We start from the raw sequence: 16,684 nt of genomic DNA on the forward strand, positions 1-16,684 counted from the left end.
AGGATGAAATCGGTTAAACCCTTGAAAAATTAGCGGTAAACCGGATTTTCCACCTATCCCCAAAGGGTGGTGCGCGATTCAATTCTAAACTCGGTTCTTGAGCTTACTTTTGAATCAGGATTCGGGTTTCCTGCTACATTCCGTAGGGGACAAATCGGCCCAAGACCCCTTATCTTGGGCAAATGATTTGTTTTTGCGCCGAGCCCTTTTCCTGGCGGCGGTTATGGCAGTCTCCGGTCGATCTCTTGACGACCGGAACTCCTGACATGGCCTTTCGCGCACTACTTTATCGCCGTCCCACGGAACCAGACACCATTGCGGTCAAGCATGGCTCGCAAATCTTCGCCATTCGGCTGCGCAGGCACCGCCGCGCGACGAGATATACACTCCGGATTCATCCAAGCGATCGCGAAGCCATTCTGACGATGCCGCCGCGCGGCACTCTGGTCGATGCAAAGGACTTCGCGCAGCGTCACGGCGCGTGGATCGCCGCGCGTCTTGGTCGTTTGCCGAAGGCAGCACCATTCCAGCATGGCACTGTCGTGCCCCTGCGCGGCGTGGATCATAAGATCGTTCACCGTTCCGGTCGCGGAACCGTGTGGACGGAGGTGCGCGACAGCGGCGAGAAGATCATCTGCGTCGCTGGCGATGTCGAGCACATTGATCGACGTGTCCACGATTTCCTCAAGCGCGAAGCGAAGGCTGATTTGACCAAGGCGTCGGCGAAATATGCGGCGCAACTGGGTGTGAAGGTGAAGCGCATCCAGATTCGCGACCAGTCGAGCCGCTGGGGTTCGTGCACGACGGAAGGCTCGCTGTCGTTTTCATGGCGGCTGATCCTGGCGCCCGCCTTCGTGCTGGATTATCTCGCCGCCCATGAAGTCGGGCATCTGGTGGAGATGAACCATTCGGCGAAGTTCTGGCGCGTGGTGGGAAAGATCTGTCCGGCCACCGAGCGGGCCAAGACCTGGCTCGATACCCATGGCAATGATCTGCATCGGTTTGGGGTGAGCGAGTAGGGCTCACTGTTCTCCGTCCCTCATGGTGAGGAGCGCGCTCCTGCGCGCGTCTCGAACCATGAGATGGCCTGGCTCCAAGCGTGCAGCCATCCTTCGAGACGCGCGCGAAGAGCGCGCTCCTCAGGATGAGGGTGGAGTGCTGGGAAGCGCCGCCCTCTAGCGGCCGAACAACCGCTCCGACAGCCATCCATCGATCCCGCTTCCCGCTTCCGGCCGCACATTCTGCTGCTGCGAGCGGGCGCGTTGTTGCGCGGGATAATTCGCCTGGGTCGGTGGCGCATCATTCGGCTGGGCGCGATAGCCATTATAGACGGGCGCGCTCGGCACATAGCCGCGCTCGGGGGGCAGTGACGGCGGGAGCGGCGGCGGGGGCTGCTGCGGCGTGGTCGAACCCGGCAGCAGGCTCGACAGCGCCTGGCCGATCGGATTGTTGCTGAACGCGCTGGATGGCGCCAAGCCCGGCACTGGTTCGGGCGTCAGGCCCTGATGGGCGACCTTCATGAAGCGCGACCAGATATCGACCGGCAGACCGCCGCCGGTCGCCTTCTTGGTCGGCGAATTGTCGTCATTGCCGAGCCAGACGCCGGTGACGAGCTGCGAGGTGTAGCCGATGAACCAGGCATCGCGGAAATCCTGGCTGGTGCCGGTCTTGCCGGCGGCGTACCAGCCGGGCAGTTCCGCCTTCTTGGCGCTGCCGGTGAGGATGGTCTGCTGCATCATCGTGTTCATGGCAGCAACGGCACGCGCATCGATCACAGCGCTCGGGGCGTCGTTGCGGCGGGCATAGAGCGTCTTCTTGCCTTCGACGGTGCGGATCCGGGTCACCACATAGGGCGTCGTTCCATAACCGCCATTGGCGAAGGGCGTATAGGCGCCGACCAGCTCCATCATCGACACTTCCGACGTGCCGAGTGCGATGGAGGCATTGGCCTCAAGCTTGGAGGAGATGCCCATGCGATGCGCCGTGCGCACCACGCTGGCGGGGCTGACTTCCATGCCCAGCCTGACGGCCACCGTGTTCAGCGACATCGACAGCGCCTGGGTCAGCGTGACCGAGCCGAAATATTCGTGGGTGTAGTTTTCCGGCTTCCAGCCCTTGATATCGAGGGGCGCGTCCTGCCGGATCGTCTCCGGCGTCATCCCGGACTCGATGGCGGTGAGATAGACGAACGGCTTGAAGCTCGATCCAGGCTGGCGCTTGGCGGTGACCGCGCGGTTGAACTGGCTGTCGGTGTAGTTGCGGCCGCCGACCATGGCGCGCACCGCGCCTTGCGGCGTCATCGCCACCAGCGCGCCCTGGGTCACGTTGAACTTGACGCTCTTGGCGGCAAGTTCGTCGATGATGGCGGCTTCGGCGGTGCTTTGCAGCTTGGGATCGATGGTGGTTTCGACAACGATGCTCTCGTCGACCTGGCCGACGAGATCGTCCAGCACTTCGCCGATCCAGTCGGCGACATAGTTCACGGTGCCGGCGCCGACCGGCTTCACATTGTATTGCGGCGCGCCCACCGAGCCCCTGGCCTGGGCGGCCGTGATGAATTCCGCATCCTGCATCGCTGCCAGCACCACCTTGGCGCGGGCTTCGGCGCCTTCGGGATTGCGGTTGGGCGCGAGGCGCGAGGGCGACTTGACAAGACCGGCCAGCATCGCAGCTTCGGCGATGGTGACGTTCTTGGCGCTCTTGCCGAAATATTTTTGCGCGGCGGCTTCGACGCCGTAAGCGCCGGAGCCGAAATAGACGCGGTTGAGATACAGTTCGAGGATCTGGTTCTTCGAGTGCTTGCGCTCCAGCCAGAATGCCAGCTCCACCTCCTGCAGCTTGCGCTGCATAGTGCGTTCCTGCGTGAGGAACAGGTTCTTGGCGAGCTGCTGGGTCAGCGTCGAGCCGCCCTGGGAGACGCCGCGATGCATCAGATTGGTCACCGCCGCCCGCGCCACGCCGATGGGATCGACGCCCCAATGCGAATAGAAGCGGCGGTCTTCGATGGCAATGAAGGCCTTCGGCAGATAGGGCGGCAGATCCTTGATCAAGACATTGTCGCCGGCCTGTTCGCCGCGGGTGGTCAGCACGGTGCCGTCCATGCCGACGATCTGGATGGTGGGCGGCCGTTTCGGAATTTCCAGAGACTGGATCGGCGGTAGGTGCGCGCCGACATAGACAATGGCGCCGCCGATGAGGATTGCGGCCCATAGACCAAGCACGGCGGTCCAGTAGAACATCCGCTTGATGCTGCGGCCAAAGCCGCCGCGGCTCTTGCTGCGCGCCTTGCTGGAGGTGCGGGTCTTGCGCGGCTTCTCGGCCGGCTCACGTTTCTGTGCCTTCTTCGGCCGCTCTTCATCGCCGCCGGGCACGCGATCGGCAGCAGACAGGCGCAGATCGGACAATGCGGCAGAGATGCCGAATGTCGGCTCCTTGCGTCCGCCGCCCTTTTTCTTGCCCCATGCCATACGCAAACACCACGCTCCGTTCCCGGCAGGGTACCGGTCGCGGTTTAAGGCGCCGTAAAGCGAAGATTAATGGTTAGGAAACGGAGTTCCATCTTGCGCGTTAGTGTCGCGCGATGTGAATGCCATGCATGAAGTCATTGAACTTGTGCGCGGAATTCGATGAAGTGAAATGGCGCGCAGACCATCCGCGCATGGGGAAGGCGATCCAAGGTTGAGTATCGATCCGGCGCTTACCGGCCAAATCCCCGCAGCGGTCACGGATCCGCAGCGCCGTGCGGTGCTGCACAGCTATGGCATGCTTGATACCGGGCCGGAGCCGGAATTCGACGACATCGTCATGCTCGCCCGCCAGGTCTGCGGTGCGCCCGTTGCGCTGATCTCGCTCGTCGATGCCGATCGGCAATGGTTCAAGGCGGTGTCGGGCTTCGATGTCTGCGAGACCTCCATCGAGCAGTCGGTCTGTGCGCATGCGCTGGCGGTGCCCGAGACGCTGAACATTCCCGATCTCACCCTTGATCCGCGGACAAAAGACAATCCGCATGTCACCGGCGAGCCGCATCTGCGCTTCTATGCCGGTGCGCCGTTGATCGCGGCCGAGGGAGTTGCCATCGGCACCGTCTGCGTGGTCGATACGGTGGCGCGGCCCGGGGGCTTGCGGTCGGATCAGCTCGCGGCGCTGGAAGCGCTGGCGCGGCAGGTCATGACGCAATTCGAGCTGCGTCGTGATCTCGTGCGCGCCTATGGGCAGTCGCGCGGCCATGTTGCTGCGCCTTCGGTGGTTGCCGGTGATCGCCACGGCGATCTGGAGGCGCGCTACTATACGCTGTTCAATTCGCTCGATGCCGGCTTCTGCGTGATCGAACTCGCTTTCGATGCCGAGGGTACGCCGACCGACTACAAATTCGTCGAGGTCAACACGGCCTTTGCCGACCAGACGGGATTGAAGGACGCCGCCGGCAAATGGATGCGCGATCTCGCGCCCGAGCACGAGCAGCACTGGTTCGATCTCTATGGCAAGGTCGCGCTGACCGGCCAGCCTGTGCGGTTCGAGCAGCATGCCGGGCAGCTAGGTGATCGCTGGTACGATGTCCATGCGTTCCGCATCGGCGCGCCGGAGGCGCATCAGGTGGCGATCCTGTTCAACGACGTGACCGTGCGTCGCGCCGCCGACCAGCAGATGCGATTGCTCAACGAGGAGCTCGGCCATCGCATGAACAATGCGATGGCGCTGGTGCAGGCGATCGCCTCGCAGACGCTGCGCGGCGTTCAGGAGCGCGACGCGGTGGAGGCGTTTGAGCGCCGCCTCGATGTACTCAGTCGTGCGCATCATGTACTGGAGCAGCAGAGCTGGGCGTCGGCCGCATTGCGCACGGTGATCGCTGGCGTGCTCGCCGCCCATGCGGACAAGGCGCGTGTCAAACTCGACGGGCCGGAGATCGCGCTCGATCCGAAAGCAGCGCTGTCGCTGTCGATGCTGCTGCACGAACTCGCGACCAATGCAGTGAAATATGGTGCGCTCGGCGATAACAGTGGCCATGTCGCGGTGTCGTGGACGACGGAGAATGGCACGCTGGTGCTGGACTGGCGCGAGAGGGGCGGGCCCGCGGTGACAGCGCCGACGCGAAAAGGGCTTGGCACGCGCTTGATCGATCTCGGGATCGCGGGGAACGGCGGCGTGACCAAGAGCTACGATGCGGACGGTTTTCACGCGACGTTTCGGGCGCCGCTGGAAAAGGTGGAGTTTTCATCCCTTCCCCAAGCGGCGCAGCCGCGCGGTGGGGAGGGTGGATCGAACACGTAGCGTTCGAGACGGGTGGGGTGTTTCCCCAAACTCCGACGTCACGTGGGGAGAGTCCCCACCCCTGCCTATCGGCGGACCCTCCCCACTGCGCAGCTGCGCTGCTTGGGGGAGGGAAACCATTCGCTTCGCCGTTTTACTCGAGTCCCTGCACCACAGCGGGCTTATCCCCCGTCGGTGCAGGCGTCTCCGGTCTCGCTTCCGTTGCCGGCGGAGCCCCCGTTGGCGGTGTTTCAGCCTTCTCAGCCGGAGCAGGCGTCACAGCCGCTGCTTCCGGTGCCTTCGCTTCCGCCGGCTTCGTCTCCGTCACCGCGGACTGCTGCACCGGCGCCGGTGCTGGCACGGCGGCCGGTTCAGCAGGCTTCTCCGCGATCGGCTTGTCGATCACCGGGGGCTTCTCCACCGCAACAGGCTTCGCGGGTGTCGCAACGGCCTTGGGCGGCGGCGCTTTTGGCAGCGGCACGGTTGCGGTTTGGCTTGCCACTTTTTGCTTGGGCGCGGGCGTAGTCGCCGACGGTGGATTCCCCGCCACAGCCGCTGCCGCCTTCGGATCGAAAGGCGGCCGGCGATATTGCGGGAGTTCCGGCATGGCGGCTTCCGGGCCGTAGCGCGCCACGACTTCCTGATTCATCCGATCGCCCATCTGATAGGCCGGCATGAAACGCAGGATTCTGCCGCTGCGGGCGTCAATCACCATACGCCCGTCCTCGCCGCGGCGGTCGACTGCGGCGATCGTGTAGAACAACCCGCGCTGCTGCGGCGCGCCGAGGGGCGAGAAGCCGGCCTCGCGCAGGATCGCGTAAATTTCTTGCGGCGGAAGAACCGCAGGCGCGTAGCCGTCGCCATAACGCGGTCCGGGCACGTAAACCCGCGGCGGTGGCATGGATGCATAAGGGCCGGGTTCCTCGAAATCCGATACCCGCACGTCGCCCCGCATCGGCGGCAGGACTTGCGCCTGCGCGGCCGTCGCCAGCATCAGGCCAGCCGCGGTCAGACAACCTACAGTGAATTTCATTGCACGCTCCATCGACGCCCCCGCGCCCGGAGATGGGCCCAGTCCTGAGCCCGAATTGACTTATGTCCACGCCTCGCGAAGTTCCCCGTCTCAGGCGTTAACGAACGGCGCCAACCTCGCTTTGGATTTCGGCAGGGAAAGGGCCGGATCGCGGCACCTTTAGGTTTGCCGTTGCGGTTTGGTTACACACCGAAACAAGCGATTTGCCATGCGCTGTTGCATTGCGGCGGCGGACTCCCTTGCGCTTGTGTGCTAGATAAAAGTTTGGCAAGGTGATGGTTAGGACAGCATCACTGTCGCAATTTTTTGTGGCAGAACCCGCATTGGGTCTGCGACATAAGCGAGCGCTCCCGATAAAGAGGCGCTTGTTAAGGCAGGATATGGGGTGGTCACCGGATACGGCGGGCTGCCACCAGTCTTAATTCTGAAAACCAGGCTCGCTGAAGGCGCGAGCGGTAGCCCGTACGGGTTCCGCGAGCGTCAAAGGTGCGCCGACAAGGGTGGCAGAGCCCCGATGTGGGGGCTGAGAGGACGAAGATGAGCGGATCAGAGCACGAGCGCCAATTGATCGAAACCGGCATGCATGCGGCGGCCCCGGCTATCAAATCGGCTCACGTGAAAGATTCGGCCATCAAACCTGAACTGCATACCTACCGTCCGCCGGCGCTGGGCATGTACGACCCCTCGCAGGAAAAGGACGCCTGCGGCGTCGGTTTCATCGCCAATATCAAGGGCGTGAAGTCGCATCAGATCGTCTCGGACGCGATCAACATCCTGTGCAATCTCGAGCATCGCGGCGCCACCGGCGCAGATCCGCGCTTCGGCGATGGCGCGGGCATTCTCGTGCAGATTCCGCACAAGTTCTTCAGTCGCAAGGCGACCGAGCTCGGCTTCGAGCTGCCGGAACCCGGCCAATATGCCGTCGGCGCGCTGTTCATGCCGCGCGACGTGCCGTGGCGGAAGGTGCTGCAGGGCATCATCGCCGACCAGATCAAGGCCGAAGGCCTGAAGCTGCTCGGCTGGCGCGAAGTGCCGACCGACAATGCCTCGCTCGGCGAAAGCGTGAAGCCGACCGAGCCGACCAACATGCAGGTCTTCATCGGCATCGGCAAAGCCAAGGTCGTCGATGCGACGGATTTCGAGCGCCGCCTCTATGTCCTGCGCAAGTCGATCTCGCAGGCGATCTATTCGCGCCGCGAGCGCGGCCTGTCGGGCTATTACGCGTGTTCGATCTCGTGCCGGACCATCATCTACAAGGGCATGTTCCTCGCCGATCAGCTCGGCAGCTATTATGCCGACCTGCACGAAGCGGATTTCGAATCCGCGCTCGCCCTCGTGCATCAGCGCTTCTCGACCAACACCTTCCCGACCTGGTCGCTGGCGCATCCGTTCCGCATGGTCGCCCATAACGGCGAAATCAACACGCTGCGCGGCAACACCAACTGGATGGCGGCACGCCAGGCCTCGGTGGAATCCGATCTGTTCGGCAAGGATATCAGCCGTCTCTGGCCGATCTCCTATGAAGGCCAGTCGGACACGGCCTGCTTCGATAACGCGCTCGAATTCCTCGTGCAGGGCGGCTATTCGCTCGCGCATGCGGTCATGATGATGATTCCGGAAGCGTGGGCCGGCAATCCCCTGATGGATGAGCAGCGCCGCGCCTTCTACGAATATCATGCGGCCCTGATGGAGCCGTGGGACGGCCCGGCCGCGCTGGCCTTCACCGACGGCCGCCAGATCGGCGCGACGCTGGACCGCAACGGCCTGCGTCCGGCACGCTATCTCGTCACCAAGGACGATCGCATCGTCATGGCGTCGGAAATGGGCGTGCTCGACATTCCGGAAGAAGACATCATCACCAAGTGGCGTCTGCAGCCCGGCAAGATGCTGCTGGTCGATCTCGAGGAAGGCCGCCTGATCCCGGACGAAGAGATCAAGGCCCAGCTCGCCGCCAGCCATCCCTATGCGCAGTGGCTGCAGAACACCCAGATGCGCCTGGAAACGCTGCCAGACGCGCCGTCCACCGGCCAGCGTTCCAACCTGCCGCTGCTCGCGCGGCAGCAGGCCTTCGGCTACACCCAGGAAGACATCACGATCCTGATGACGCCGATGGCGTCGCAGGGCGAGGAGGCGGCGGGCTCCATGGGCACCGATACGCCGATCTCGGCGCTGTCGAACAAGCCGAAGCCGCTCTACACCTATTTCAAGCAGAACTTCGCGCAGGTGACGAACCCGCCGATCGACCCGATCCGCGAGGAGCTCGTCATGAGCCTCGTCTCGATCATCGGGCCGCGGCCGAACCTGCTCGACCATGAAGGCGTCGCCACCACCAAGCGCCTCGAAGTCCGTCAGCCGATCCTGACCGACCAGGATCTCGAAAAGATCCGATCGATCTCGGATGTCGCCGACTCGCACTTCGTGTCGCGCACCCTCGACACCACCTTCCATGCCGGTCTCGGCGCGGCGGGTATGGAGCAGGTGCTGGATGAACTCTGCGCGCGTGCCGAAGGCGCGGTGCGCGAGGGCGTCAACATTATCATCCTGTCGGACCGCATGGCCGGCTCGGATCGTATCCCGATCCCGGCACTGCTGGCCTGCGCCGCCGTGCATCACCATCTGATCCGCACCGGCCTTCGTACCTCCGTCGGTCTCGTTGTCGAATCCGGCGAGCCGCGCGAAGTGCATCACTTCGCCTGTCTCGCGGGCTATGGCGCCGAAGCGATCAACCCGTATCTGGCCTTCGAATCCATCATCGCGATGAAGGACAAGCTGCCGACAGCGCTCGACGACTACGAGATCGTCAAGCGCTACATCAAGTCGATCGGCAAGGGCCTGCTGAAGGTGATGTCCAAGATGGGCATCTCCACCTACCAGTCCTATTGCGGCGCGCAGATCTTTGACGCCGTCGGCCTGCGCACCGAATTCATCAACAAGTACTTCGCCGGCACCCACGGCAAGATCGAGGGCGTCGGTCTGCCGGAGATCGCCGAGGAGACCGTGCGTCGCCACACCGAGGCGTTCGGCGAGATCCAGATCTTCAAGAACGCGCTCGATATCGGCGGTGAATACGCCTATCGCAGCCGTGGCGAAGATCACGCCTGGAGCGCCGAGACGGTGTCGCTGCTGCAGCATGCGGCGCGCGGCAATTCGCAGGAGCGCTACCGCGCTTTCGCCAAGATGCTCAACGACCAGGCCGAACGCCTGCTGACGCTTCGCGGTCTGTTCAAGATCAAGACCGCCGAGGACGAGAAGCGCAAGCCGGTGCCGATCGAGGAAGTCGAGTCGGCGGCCGACATCGTCAAGCGTTTCGCCACCGGCGCCATGTCCTATGGCTCGATCTCGCGCGAGGCGCATACCACGCTCGCCATCGCCATGAACCGGATCGGCGGCAAGTCGAACACCGGTGAGGGCGGCGAAGAGTCGGATCGCTTCAAGCCGATGCCGAATGGCGACTCGATGCGCTCTGCCATCAAGCAGATCGCGTCCGGTCGCTTCGGCGTGACGACGGAATATCTCGTCAATTCGGACATGATGCAGATCAAGATGGCGCAGGGCGCGAAGCCCGGCGAAGGCGGTCAGCTGCCCGGCCACAAGGTCGACGCGACGATTGCTGCCGTGCGCCACTCGACCCCGGGTGTGGGCCTGATCTCGCCGCCGCCGCATCACGACATCTATTCGATCGAAGACATCGCGCAGCTGATCTATGACCTGAAGAACGTCAATCCGACGGGCCAGGTTTCGGTCAAGCTGGTGTCGGAAATCGGCGTCGGCACGGTGGCCGCAGGCGTCGCCAAGGCGCGTGCCGACCATGTGACCATCGCCGGCTTCGAAGGCGGCACCGGCGCATCGCCGCTGACCTCGATCAAGCATGCGGGTAGCCCGTGGGAAATCGGCCTCGCCGAAACCCACCAGACCTTGGTGCGTGAACGCCTGCGCTCGCGCATCGTGGTCCAGGTGGACGGTGGCTTCCGCACCGGCCGTGACGTCGTCATCGGTGCCCTCCTGGGCGCAGACGAGTTCGGCTTCGCGACTGCCCCGCTGATCGCGGCCGGCTGCATCATGATGCGCAAGTGCCATCTCAACACCTGCCCGGTTGGCGTCGCCACCCAGGATCCGGTGCTGCGCAAGCGCTTCACCGGCCAGCCCGAGCATGTGATCAACTACTTCTTCTTCGTTGCCGAGGAAGTCCGCGAGATCATGGCCCAGCTCGGCTATCGCAATTTCAGCGAGATGGTCGGCCAGGTGCAGATGCTCGACCAGGGCGCGCTCGTCTCGCACTGGAAGGCCAAGGGTCTCGACTTCTCCAAGCTGTTCGTGCGCCAGCCCGAACTGCCCGGCCAGAAGATCTATCACTCGGAAGAGCAGAACCATCACCTGGAGAAGGTGCTGGACCGCGAACTCATCGCCAACGCGCAGCCGGCACTCGACCGCGGCGCGCCGGTGAAATTCGATGCCAAGATCAACTCCACCAACCGTTCCGCCGGTGCGATGCTGTCGGGCGCGGTGGCCAAGATCTACGGCCATGCCGGTCTTCCTGAAGATACCATCAAGGTGTCGTTGAAGGGCACCGCCGGTCAGGCCTTCGGCGCGTGGCTGTGCAACGGCATCACCTTCGATCTCGAAGGCGAAGCCAATGACTATGTCGGCAAGGGCCTGTCGGGCGGCAAGATCATCGTCCGTCCGCCCGCGCATTCCAGCATCGTGCCGGAAGAGTCCATCATCGTCGGCAACACCGTGATGTATGGCGCGATCGAGGGTGAGTGCTACTTCCGCGGCGTGGCCGGCGAACGTTTCGCCGTGCGTAACTCGGGTGCGGTCGCGGTCGTCGAAGGCGCCGGCGATCACTGCTGCGAATACATGACCGGCGGCATCGTCGTGGTGCTCGGCAAGACCGGCCGTAACTTCGCAGCCGGCATGTCCGGCGGCATCGCCTATGTCCTCGACGAGGCCGGCGATTTCGAGAAGCTGTGCAACATGGCGATGGTCGAACTGGAGCCGGTCCTCTCCGAGGAGCTGGTCGCGCAGAACACCTATCACCACACCGGCGATCTCGAGGCCCATGGCAAGGTGGACGTGTTCGCCAACCTGCTGGAATCGGACATCGAGCGTCTGCACATCCTGATCTCGCGCCATGCAAAATATGCCGGCTCGAAGAAGGCGCAGATGATCCTCGCCGACTGGAAGACCTGGCTGCCGAAATTCCGCAAGGTCATGCCGGTCGAATATCGCCGCGCGCTGAAAGAGCTGAAAGCGAAAGCCGCCGAAGCCGAACCGCAGATCGCGATCGGCGCGTAACACAGGTACCCTCTTGGTGGGGCAGCGCGCAGCGCCGTCTCGAACCATGAGGGAGTGATGAGCACCCATCCTTCGAGACGCGCGCGAAGATCGCGCGCTCCTCAGGATGAGGACCGAGTTTTGGACTTCTCGCTTAAGGCGTCACTTCTATGGGCAAGATCACCGGTTTTCTCGAAATCGAACGTCACGATCGCAAGTATGCGCCGGTCGCGGAGCGGCTGAAGAACTACAATGAGTTCGTGATTCCGCTCGGCGACAAGGATACGCAGAGCCAGGCCGCGCGCTGCATGAATTGCGGCATTCCTTATTGCCACGGCACCGGCTCGGTGCAGCCCGGCACGCCCGGCTGCCCGGTCAACAACCAGATCCCGGACTGGAACGATCTGGTTTACGCCGGCAACTGGGAAGAAGCCTCGCGCAACCTGCATTCCACCAACAACTTCCCGGAATTCACCGGCCGCATCTGTCCGGCGCCGTGCGAAGCGTCCTGCACGCTGAACATCGACGACAATCCGGTGACCATCAAGACGATCGAATGTGCCATCGTCGACAAGGCATGGGACAATGGCTGGCTGAAGCCACAGGTGCCGAGCGTGAAGACCGGCCACAAGGTCGCCGTGATCGGCGCCGGCCCGGCCGGCATGGCTTGCGCGCAGCAGCTCGCACGTGCCGGCCACGAAGTCCATGTCTATGAGAAATTCGCCAAGGCCGGCGGGTTGATGCGTTACGGCATTCCTGACTTCAAGATGGAAAAGACCGTGATCGATCGCCGCGTCGAGCAGATGGTCGGCGAAGGCATCATCTTCCACTACAACACGCCGGTGGGCGGCACCGCGCCGAACGCTATCGATCCGGTCGAGCTGGCAAAGACCTATGACGCCATCGCGCTGACCGGTGGCGCCGAGCATGGCCGCGATCTGCCGATCCCGGGCCGCGAATTCGACGGCATCCATTTCGCGATGGATTTCCTGCCGCAGCAGAACCGTCGCGTTGGCAACGAGCCGCTCGGCGACATCAAGGAGATCCTGGCCGGCGGCAAGCATGTCGTCGTCATCGGCGGCGGCGACACCGGTTCGGACTGCATCGGCACTTCGCTGCGTCAGGGCGCGCTGTCGGTGACCCAGCTCGAGATCATGCCGGCTCCGCCGGAGAAGGAAAACAAGGGTCTCACCTGGCCGAACTGGCCGCTGAAGATGCGCACCTCGTCGAGCCAGGCCGAAGGCGCCGAGCGCGAGTTCGCCGTGCTGACCCAGAGCTTTGAAGGCAAGGACGGCAAGGTCACGCAGCTCAATTGCGTGCGCGTCGACGACAAGTTCAAGCCGATCCCGGGCAGCGAGTTTGCGCTGAAAGCCGATCTCGTCCTGCTCGCCATGGGCTTCGTGCATCCCGTGCACGAAGGCATGCTGAAGACCCTCGGCGTCGAGCTCGACCAGCGCGGCAATGTGCAGGCGGGCCTCAACGACTTCGCGACCTCATTGCCGAAGGTGTATTCGGCCGGCGACATGCGCCGCGGCCAGTCGCTGGTGGTATGGGCGATCCGCGAAGGCCGTCTGTGTGCACGCTCGATCGATACCGCGTTGATGGGCACCACGACGCTGCCAAGGTAAAACGCGGCCGTAGGGCGGATAAGCGAAGCGTAATCCGCCATTCTTCGCCACATGCACTCGGCCGGCGGATGACGGCTTCGCCTCATCCGCCCTACGGCCAAACGCCAAAACGACCCGGCCTGCTCAGCAGCGCCGGGTCGTTTCGCGTTCAGCGATGATGTTATTTCTTCATCGCTGTCTTGTTCGCAGGCGTGGTGACACCAGCCGCCTGCAGGATCAGGTTTGCGACGTCGCGGGCATGCGACACCATGATGAGATGGCCGCCATCGACTTCGACGGTGGTGGCGTTCATGCGCTTGGCAAGGAAGCGCTCGAGATCGGGATTGATGGTGCGGTCCTGCTTGGCCACGGCATAGAAGGATGGCTTGTCATGCCAGGCCGCAGCACTGGTGCGATCCGCGAAGATGCTGGCTGCCGTATCGCCCTGTTCGGCGAACAGCACCTTTGCTTTCGTTGGCTCGACGCCATTGGCGAAATCCTTGAGGAAGGCCGGCTCCGACAGCAGCGTATAGCCATCATGGGTCTGGATGCCTGCGCGCACAGGGCCCGTCGGGAATTTGCCGGACAGCGCGACGAAATCCTCATTGGCATCGGGTGCGCGCGCCGCGACATAGACCACCGCGGAAACCTTGGGATCGGTGCCGACATCGCTGACCACGGTGCCGCCCCAGGAATGGCCGACCAGCACCGTGGGGCCATCCTGTAGCGCGAGCGCGCGCTTGGCGGCGGCATTGGAATCGGCGAGCGACGACAGCGGATTCTGCACGGCGGTGACATGCAGGCCGGCCTTTTGCAGCAGCGGGATCACCTCGCCCCAGCTGGATCCATCGGCCCAGGCGCCGTGGATCAGCACGACATTCTTGGCCTTTACGGGGGCAGTCTGCGCATCGGCTGTGGTGGCGGTGAAGATGGCGGAAAGGGCGCTCAACGCGAGCGCGGCAAGTATCCGGGTGGTGGTCATTGCATGAACTCCTGATGGGTTGAGACAGTGGCTCTGTCTTGCCAGAGGTTCGATGCAGGGGTCTTGGACGTTACGCAGGCGGAGGTTTGTGATCGATCACGGATGATCACGAGAATGCGAGAAAAAAGCGCCCCGGATGGTTCCGGGGCGCTCGCAACACACAGCTACACTTACTTCACGTAACAGTCGCTATTACGCAGCGACTTTCTCGGCCGAGCCGTCAACCACCTTGGGTGCGCTCACGGCGCTGGTGGAAATCGGAATGCTGCGCGGCTTCGCAGCTTCGGGAATCTCGCGCACGAGATCCACATGGAGCAGGCCGTTCTCAAGCGAGGCATTCTTCACCTGCACGAAGTCGGCGAGCTGGAAGGCGCGCTCGAAGGCGCGGGCGGCGATGCCGCGATAGAGCACTTCGGACGAGTTGCCATTCTGGTTGGCAGCCTTCTCGCCCTTGATCGTCAGCGTGTTTTCCTTCGCGACGATGGAGAGCTCGTTCGGCGCAAAGCCGGACACGGCGACGCTGATACGGTAGTCGTTCTCGCCGAGGCGCTCGATATTGTAGGGCGGATAGCCCGACGCGGTTTCAGCCGTGGTCTGGTCCAGCAGGTTGAACAGGCGATCGAAGCCGACGGTGGAACGATAAAACGGGGTGAGATCATAGGTACGCATAGGGTAGTCCTCCATTGAGCGACTGTTGAGTTACCCGCCCGCCAATCGGGCCGGGCTTTCGTCACATGCAGCCTAGAGAGGCCTGCATGAAGGTGATATGGGAGGGGTGTTGCGGCCTGCAAGGGGAGGCGAAAGAATCTCGCCGGCGCCTCTCAGGCTCTTGAAAACCCGCCTTTTTCACCTAGCCGGTCCCGCATGACGCTTGTCTCGATCCCCGCCAATCCGGTCCCCGAAGGCGCCACGTCCGGCACGATCAAGACATCCGATGGTGTCGAGCTGCGCTTCGCGCGCTGGGCACCGCCGGCCGGCCATAAGGGCACGGTGTGCGTTTTCACCGGTCGCGGCGAATTCATCGAGAAGTATTTCGAGACGGTGCGCGATCTGCGCGATCGCGGTTTTGCCGTGGCGATGATCGACTGGCGCGGCCAGGGTCATTCGGCGCGGCGGCTGCGCGATGCGCGCAAGGGCTATGTGCGGAATTTCTCGGATTTCGAAATCGATGTAGAAGCCTTCGTGCAGCAGGTGGTGATGCCGGATTGTCCGCCACCTTATTATGCGTTGGCCCATTCCATGGGTGGTGCCGTGATGCTGCGGGTGGCGCATTCCGGGAAGCGCTGGTTCGATCGCATGGTGCTGTCGGCGCCGATGATCGATCTGCCAGGCCGCTCCACCTCGCTGCCGGCGCGGCTGTTGCTGCGCTTCCTGCGCTGGACCGGGCAGGGCGGCAACTATGTTCCCGGTGGCAATGGTGAGCTGGTGGGCTCGTCGTCATTTCCCGACAACAAGCTGACCAGCGATGCCGTTCGCTATGCGCGCAATGCCGCGATCCTGCAGGAAGATCCGACGCTCGGCATCGGCGCGCCGACCATCGCCTGGGCTGATACCGCGATCCGCGCCATGCACGGGTTTCGCGCGACAAGGTATCCCGTCGATATCCGTCAGCCCATCCTGATGCTGGCGGCGAGCCATGATCAGGTGGTCTCGACGGCGGCAATCGAGGAATTCGCCTATCATTTGCGGGCGGGATCGCATCTCGTCATTGCGGGGGCAAAGCACGAGATCCTGCAGGAGCAGGATCGCTACCGGCAGCAATTCTGGGCGGCGTTCGATGCGTTTGTGCCAGGGACGCCGTTGTTTAAGTAACGCGCACACTGTCATCGCCCGCGAAAGCGGGCGATGACGATGAGACGATGAGGAAAGACTAACCATGCTCGGCATTCACGATCTCTGGCTGTTCGTTCTTTCCGGCCTGCTGCTCAACATCACACCGGGGCCGGATACAGCTTACATCATTGGCCGTAGCGTGCAGATCGGATGGCGCGGCGGCGTTGCAGCTGCATTGGGTATCTGTGCTGGGTGTCTCGTCCACGTCTTCGCAGCCGCGATCGGACTATCCGCATTGCTTGCAGCGTCATCGACGGCCTTCACCGTCGTGAAATGGGTCGGTGCGGCCTATCTGCTCTATAGCGGCATCCAGATGCTGCGCTGGAAGGCGCCCGACGATCTTCTGGCGTCGTCCATCGACAGGCCGGCGATCAGGCTCAGCCAGGTGTTCTGGCAGGGCGCGCTCACCAATGCGCTGAATCCGAAGGTCGCGCTGTTCTTCCTTGCCTTCCTGCCGCAATTCGTCGATGCGGATGCGCCGCACAAGGCGCTGGCCTTCATGGTGCTCGGGATGATGTTCATCGGCACGGGCGGAGCGTGGTGCCTGCTGGTCGCGGTGTTTGCGGCACGCGCAGCGCGGCGTGTGCGTCAGTCCGGCCGGGCGCTGGTCTGGATCAACCGTGCGCTTGGTGGCGTGTTTGTTTATCTCGGGATTCGTGTGGCGCTGCTGGAAGCGAAATAAAGCGCGGAGCCGTAGGATGGGTAAGA

The 16,684-nt window shown here is 63.3% G+C and carries 10 protein-coding genes; 6 read left to right on the forward strand and 4 right to left on the reverse strand.

All coding sequences use genetic code 11. The features are described from left to right. Positions 1-182: 182 nt before the first annotated feature. Positions 183-1,019 carry a M48 family metallopeptidase gene (locus tag AC1RQ5_RS29730; RefSeq protein ID WP_398477811.1) on the forward strand — a complete coding sequence of 279 codons (837 nt, stop codon included), beginning with the start codon at positions 183-185 and terminating at the stop codon, positions 1,017-1,019. Positions 1,020-1,175: 156 nt separating this feature from the next. On the opposite strand, the gene AC1RQ5_RS29735 is transcribed toward AC1RQ5_RS29730, so the two are convergent. Further along, positions 1,176-3,467 (reverse strand): transglycosylase domain-containing protein, encoded by a 2,292-nt coding sequence (locus tag AC1RQ5_RS29735; protein WP_493204361.1) that lies wholly within the window; start codon positions 3,465-3,467, stop codon positions 1,176-1,178. Between the two features lie 211 nt (positions 3,468-3,678). Between AC1RQ5_RS29735 and AC1RQ5_RS29740 the strand changes: the two genes are divergently transcribed. Next, positions 3,679-5,268, forward strand: a complete 1,590-nt coding sequence (locus AC1RQ5_RS29740; protein ID WP_493204363.1) for a sensor histidine kinase — start codon at positions 3,679-3,681, stop codon at positions 5,266-5,268. Between the two features lie 133 nt (positions 5,269-5,401). On the opposite strand, the gene AC1RQ5_RS29745 is transcribed toward AC1RQ5_RS29740, so the two are convergent. After that, complete coding sequence (locus AC1RQ5_RS29745) at positions 5,402-6,280, reverse strand: hypothetical protein (protein WP_493204365.1); 879 nt, start codon at positions 6,278-6,280, stop codon at positions 5,402-5,404. A 537-nt stretch (positions 6,281-6,817) separates the two neighbouring features. Between AC1RQ5_RS29745 and gltB the strand changes: the two genes are divergently transcribed. Further along, a complete protein-coding gene (gene gltB / locus AC1RQ5_RS29750; RefSeq protein WP_398477818.1) occupies positions 6,818-11,575 on the forward strand; it encodes a glutamate synthase large subunit in 4,758 nt (1,585 codons plus the stop codon). Between the two features lie 149 nt (positions 11,576-11,724). Further along, positions 11,725-13,182, forward strand: a complete 1,458-nt coding sequence (locus AC1RQ5_RS29755; protein WP_493204367.1) for a glutamate synthase subunit beta — start codon at positions 11,725-11,727, stop codon at positions 13,180-13,182. Positions 13,183-13,342: 160 nt separating this feature from the next. Here AC1RQ5_RS29755 and AC1RQ5_RS29760 read toward each other — a convergent pair whose 3' ends face one another. Together AC1RQ5_RS29760 and AC1RQ5_RS29765 are read right to left on the reverse strand one after the other, a co-directional pair. Continuing rightward, positions 13,343-14,143 (reverse strand): alpha/beta fold hydrolase, encoded by an 801-nt coding sequence (locus AC1RQ5_RS29760; protein ID WP_398477823.1) that lies wholly within the window; start codon positions 14,141-14,143, stop codon positions 13,343-13,345. A gap of 192 nt (positions 14,144-14,335) precedes the next feature. Then, complete coding sequence (locus tag AC1RQ5_RS29765) at positions 14,336-14,812, reverse strand: Hsp20 family protein (protein ID WP_398477825.1); 477 nt, start codon at positions 14,810-14,812, stop codon at positions 14,336-14,338. 195 nt (positions 14,813-15,007) lie between these two features. On the opposite strand from AC1RQ5_RS29765, the gene AC1RQ5_RS29770 reads away from it, so the two are divergent. Both AC1RQ5_RS29770 and AC1RQ5_RS29775 read left to right on the forward strand, forming a co-directional pair. Beyond that, on the forward strand, positions 15,008-15,955 hold the full coding sequence (locus AC1RQ5_RS29770; RefSeq protein ID WP_493204368.1) for an alpha/beta fold hydrolase: 948 nt from the start codon (positions 15,008-15,010) through the stop codon (positions 15,953-15,955). A gap of 64 nt (positions 15,956-16,019) precedes the next feature. Beyond that, positions 16,020-16,658, forward strand: coding sequence for a LysE family translocator (locus AC1RQ5_RS29775; protein ID WP_398477829.1), 639 nt, complete (start codon positions 16,020-16,022; stop codon positions 16,656-16,658). The last annotated feature ends 26 nt before the right edge of the window (positions 16,659-16,684 follow it).

Source organism: Tardiphaga sp. GW821-FHT12E02 (genome assembly GCF_058807155.1).

Excerpts from the sequence above, each read along its gene's own strand:
- AC1RQ5_RS29730 (WP_398477811.1), top strand. The coding sequence starts at position 183 with ATGATTTGTTTTTGCGCCGAGCCCTTTTCCTGGCGGCGGTTATGGCAG.
- AC1RQ5_RS29735 (WP_493204361.1), bottom strand. The coding sequence starts at position 3,467 with ATGGCATGGGGCAAGAAAAAGGGCGGCGGACGCAAGGAGCCGACATTC.
- AC1RQ5_RS29745 (WP_493204365.1), bottom strand. The coding sequence starts at position 6,280 with ATGAAATTCACTGTAGGTTGTCTGACCGCGGCTGGCCTGATGCTGGCG.
- gltB (WP_398477818.1), top strand. The coding sequence starts at position 6,818 with ATGAGCGGATCAGAGCACGAGCGCCAATTGATCGAAACCGGCATGCAT.
- AC1RQ5_RS29755 (WP_493204367.1), top strand. The coding sequence starts at position 11,725 with ATGGGCAAGATCACCGGTTTTCTCGAAATCGAACGTCACGATCGCAAG.
- AC1RQ5_RS29760 (WP_398477823.1), bottom strand. The coding sequence starts at position 14,143 with ATGACCACCACCCGGATACTTGCCGCGCTCGCGTTGAGCGCCCTTTCC.
- AC1RQ5_RS29765 (WP_398477825.1), bottom strand. The coding sequence starts at position 14,812 with ATGCGTACCTATGATCTCACCCCGTTTTATCGTTCCACCGTCGGCTTC.
- AC1RQ5_RS29770 (WP_493204368.1), top strand. The coding sequence starts at position 15,008 with ATGACGCTTGTCTCGATCCCCGCCAATCCGGTCCCCGAAGGCGCCACG.
- AC1RQ5_RS29775 (WP_398477829.1), top strand. The coding sequence starts at position 16,020 with ATGCTCGGCATTCACGATCTCTGGCTGTTCGTTCTTTCCGGCCTGCTG.